The organism is Catenibacterium sp., from assembly GCF_052354645.1.
Taxonomy (GTDB): domain Bacteria; phylum Bacillota_I; class Bacilli_A; order Erysipelotrichales; family Coprobacillaceae; genus Catenibacterium; species Catenibacterium mitsuoka_A.
In genome coordinates this window covers 1-4,448 of the sequence record NZ_DAWDDM010000168.1, presented here as the reverse complement: position 1 = coordinate 4,448, position 4,448 = coordinate 1, and the positions used below count along the sequence as shown (strand labels likewise).

Annotated in this window: 5 protein-coding genes; 1 reads left to right on the top strand and 4 read right to left on the bottom strand. The window is 33.9% G+C overall.

Going from position 1 to position 4,448, the window contains the following annotated elements; all coding sequences use genetic code 11:
- The coding region (locus ACT8VG_RS07810; RefSeq protein ID WP_444195563.1) for a hypothetical protein at positions 1-330 on the top strand (330 nt) is incomplete at its 5' end.
- 34 nt (positions 331-364) lie between these two features.
- Here ACT8VG_RS07810 and ACT8VG_RS07805 read toward each other — a convergent pair.
- From ACT8VG_RS07805 to ACT8VG_RS07790, 4 genes are all read right to left on the bottom strand, one after another.
- Positions 365-2,305 (bottom strand): oxidoreductase, encoded by a 1,941-nt coding sequence (locus ACT8VG_RS07805; protein WP_187011837.1) that lies wholly within the window; start codon positions 2,303-2,305, stop codon positions 365-367.
- Between the two features lie 121 nt (positions 2,306-2,426).
- On the bottom strand, positions 2,427-3,437 hold the full coding sequence (locus tag ACT8VG_RS07800) for a helix-turn-helix transcriptional regulator (protein WP_444195562.1): 1,011 nt from the start codon (positions 3,435-3,437) through the stop codon (positions 2,427-2,429).
- Positions 3,434-4,183: a Cof-type HAD-IIB family hydrolase gene (locus ACT8VG_RS07795; RefSeq protein ID WP_444195561.1), complete on the bottom strand. Its 750-nt coding sequence runs from the start codon at positions 4,181-4,183 to the stop codon at positions 3,434-3,436. Before ACT8VG_RS07795 ends, ACT8VG_RS07800 begins: the two co-directional genes overlap by 4 nt.
- A 37-nt stretch (positions 4,184-4,220) precedes the next feature.
- Positions 4,221-4,448: hypothetical protein (locus ACT8VG_RS07790; protein WP_444195560.1), on the bottom strand; the 228-nt coding region annotated here is incomplete at its 5' end.

Here is a 4,448-nt window from a genome sequence, read left to right as displayed (position 1 = left end):
TATCTAGATAGAATAGAAGACAAAGACTATATAGAGTCTGATGATTTTATTATGAAAGTAATTGATGTCTATGAAGCGCATGCAACCATATTCATTACATTAGAGAAGTGGTATTACCAGGATTTTTTATCACAGGAGAAGCAGCGTTTTCTAGAAGAAGTCTCTCTTCGTGAATTTGATAATCCTTTTATTAAGAAGTACTTCAAATATTTTATGATTTCTTTCTTAACACCCCTCCACTATATTATGATGGTATGGCTCAATAGTAATAAGAAGGAATCAAAACAAGAACTACAGACAATTATTAAGACATTTGTGTATCACAAATAATAAGACCCTCTCATTTTTGAGAGGGTCGATTATTTTATAAGTCTTTTGCGATGTTATATCCTTCTGTAATAGCTGTCTTGATATTACCAATTTCATGAGCATCACCAATCATATGGTAGTTAAGACCACTTGCTTGAAGCATTTCTTCTACAGCTGGGTTCTTCTTATAACCAGCCGCAAAGATGAGTGTATCTGCATCCTTAATAGTATGAGTCACATCGTCTTGTGTATAGTTGATTTCAGTTTCAGTCACTGATTCTACCTTAGCACTTGTAATGATTTTGATACCCTTCTGCATCATTCTTCTTACAAGTAAGCTTCTGCCTGGTCCAGATTCATTCATCATAACACCATTGGCCATTTCAAGTACTGTGACATCTCTATTTCTAGGGAATAAGTCATTAATTAATGGTGCTAAGTAATCAGCTGTTTCACATCCTACTGATCCACCACCAATAATAACGATCTTACGACCTGGGAACGCTCTACCAGCAAGTACATCATCAGCTGTCATCCATGATTTAAACTGTGTAAATGGATTAATAACGATTGGAGATGCACCTGTACCTGCAATGACTTCATAATCCTTAAACTCATTCTTTAACATCTCTAATGTCACTTCTGTATTTAATCTTACATCCACACCTTCAAGTTTATGAGCCATATACTTGATAACGAGTGTTAGATCCTGTTTTGCGATAGGAACTGCAGCTAAGTTCATTTCCCCACCTAACTTATCATCCTTTTCGCATAAAACAACATGATGACCTCTCTTATGAGCTACAAATGCAGCTTCCATACCAGCTGGCCCACTACCAATGACAAGAATATTCTTCTTTTCTTCTGCTTCTTTAATTGTATCTTCATTTTCAATTTCTAATGATGGATTGATTGTACAAGATACACGTTTACCAAACATGATGCCTGTTAAACAACGTAAACATCCAATACATGGTCTAATATCTTCTACATGACCATTCATTGCCTTATTTACAAATTCTGCATCACATAAGTTAGCACGACCCATCATACAGATATCTGCTTTATCATTCGCAATAAGTTCATCCGCAATCCAAGGTTCAGTAATACGTCCTACTGTTGCCACTGGAATAGATACATGCTTTTTGATTTCTTCACTTAATAATGCATGCGAACCCATCTTAGTACCTGGTGCTGGAATAGAGCTTCCTCTCGCAATAGTTGTACCACCAGAAACATGAAGCATATCAACACCTGCTTTTTCTAATGTCTTAGAAACATAGATCATATCGTTGATGTTTAAACCACCATCAGTATATTCATCACCAGAAATACGTACATCAATGATAAAGTCCTTACCACACATTTTACGTACTTCTTCAATAACTTCTAAAGTAAGTCTTAATCTACAAGAAATATCTCCTCCGTATTCATCTGTTCTCTTATTATATAAAGGAGATAAGAAACCACCTAATAAACCATGCGCATGTGCTGCATGGATTTCAACACCATCAGCTCCTGCAGTCTTTACTCTTAAAGCCGCTTCACCAAACTGTTTAATAATAACTTTTAATTCTTCTTTAGTGACAGAACGTGGTGCTTCTTTTGCATAATATGGTCCTACATTACTTGGTGCGATTAGTCTTGGTGTACCAGGAATTGGGAAAGCCATATAAGCTGGGTGGAATAACTGTGGTAAAATCTTACAATCATACTGATGTACAGCTTCAGTTAATTTTTTCCATCCAGGAATAAAGCTATCATCATGAATAGACATATCTCCTGGTAAATAGATATATGTTGGTTCTACTGTAGTAACTTCAGTAACGATTAAACCAACACCACCTTTTGCACGTGCTGCATAATGTGCAACAAGTGCATCAGTAACATAACCCTTATCAGCTAAGTTTGTACTGATAGGAGGCATAAAAACTCTGTTTTTTACAACTGTTTCACCGACTTTAATAGGTGAAAATAAATGTGAAAATTCCTTCATTTGTATTTTCCTCTCTTTCGTCCACATTATATCACTCCTCTTGTGAATAAAAAATCATGCTTATATATAAAAACAGTCATATTTTGCCTTCTTAGTGTTAAGAGAAGACAATATATGACTGTTATAAAACAATTTGTATACGCTTACCTTTATTTGATATTTTAATCTCTTCTTCTGTTTCTAGTTTAATATGTTCTGCATTTAAAGTAATCTTACACTTTTCATCTTCATAGATTGTTTCTTCTTCATTAATAAAGTCTTCTAGTATACTATCAAAGTCATGAAGTTTCATTTCTTTTTCTACCGTAGGCGCAAAATTCCTCTTAAAACGTTTTCTATAATTGCTAGGTGATATACCATAGATTTCTTTAAATGCTTCTGTATAAGCCTTAGAATTAGGCATACCACATTCATCTGATATCTCTGATATATTCTTGATGCCTTCTAATAGATCTTCTAGAGAAGCACGAATACGTACACTGTTTAAATATTTAATAAAAGTAATACCAGTAAACTTCTTAAAAAGTTTAGACGTATAACTTAAGCTAAATGAAAGTGTATCTGCCACATCACCTAAAGTAAGATTTTCATTATAATGTGAATCTATATATAAAATAGCCTGCATATAGTTCTTATGGGCTTCATCCTGTAAAGGTAAAGAAGACATAGAGAATGAGACCTGAGAAGCAATAGAGAGGATATCCATCATATAGGCATTCAAAGTATAGAGGTTATAGTTTTCCTGTCTAATAAGTTTGAGGATTCCTGATATCTTATTTTTTAATTGATCATAGGCCTGATTTGTGACAATCATTGTAGAAAAAGCCTCATTACTATTCCCACTCAAAGCGGAAGTCATACGATCAAAATCTATGTGTATTGTAAGAATCACTCCATCTTTCTTATGAGAGATTAAATGTATATCTCCAGGGGCAATCATCACAAGTTCACCTTTAGATAGTTTAGAAGTAAGCTTCTCTGTCACTATCTGATATTCTCCCTGCAAGACATAAGAGAGTTCTAAACTATTTTGTCTAGAGAAGATATGACGATCAAAGCTGTTGATACTTAAAGAGAGAGGATATCCAAACTTCTGTCCTGAAAAATCATAATAACTTGTCATATTCATCATAATAGTAATTCCTCCAGATATTTACCTATTCCATCATGATCACAATCATCACATACTGCATCGGATAGTTCTTTCACATGTTCAAGTGCATTCCCCATTGCGACACCTGTTCCTGCTTTAATAAGCATAGGGAGATCATTTTCACCATTTCCAAAAGCAATTGTATCCTTTAAATCTACATGGTGATGCTCCGCAATTCTTTCTAACATTGTTCCTTTATCAACACCTTTTGGTCCTATTTCAAGCCAATAAGGATCAACTAAAGAACATGTATAATCCAGTCCCTGCGTGTCAAAAGAAGGACGTCCAAAAAAGACAAACTTATCAAATATTGCATCAACGTGTATTGGAATATGCAAATGTAGTAATCGAACAAGTAATGATTCGTTATAGTGAAACATGATTCTTTTATTGTTTATATATACGATAAAGCCATAGTGATGATCTTTCGCATATTTTCTTACTTTTAGATAATCGTCATAGTTTAAACGTTCATGTTCAAATATCTTATTACCTAAATGATCATGATAGTTTTGGCCATTGTTGCAGGAATAGCCACTCATTGGATATTTTTCAAAATGAAGCATATTACCATACTTCTTTAGACTATTAATATGTCTACCACTAGAGAGAATAACACCTATCCCCTTCTCTTGTAGTTTAATAAGTGCTTCTAGTGTTCGTGGTGAGATTTTAGAACGACGGTTTAGTAATGAACCATCCATATCGCAGAATATGAGTTTCATAGAACACCTCCTAGAAACCATCATAACACAAAAGGCTTCAAGACATAATTCCTGAAGCCAAAGTAATGAGATATTTAATAAAAATGATAAGTATAAATGTAATCATGAACGTATGAGAACCTAATCTTTTATAGAATAAAGACATACATAGTCCTACAACTATTTCAATGAAGACTGTTCCTATAAGTCCTAAGATACAAATATCATAGAAGAAGAAATCAGTGAGAATAGAAAAGAAAACAAATACAACAAGTGTATTTACTAT

Bases quoted from the DNA above. Each gene is read 5' to 3' on its own strand.
- ACT8VG_RS07795 (WP_444195561.1), bottom strand. From the start codon at position 4,183: ATGAAACTCATATTCTGCGATATGGATGGTTCATTACTAAACCGTCGT.
- ACT8VG_RS07800 (WP_444195562.1), bottom strand. From the start codon at position 3,437: ATGATGAATATGACAAGTTATTATGATTTTTCAGGACAGAAGTTTGGA.
- ACT8VG_RS07805 (WP_187011837.1), bottom strand. From the start codon at position 2,305: ATGAAGGAATTTTCACATTTATTTTCACCTATTAAAGTCGGTGAAACA.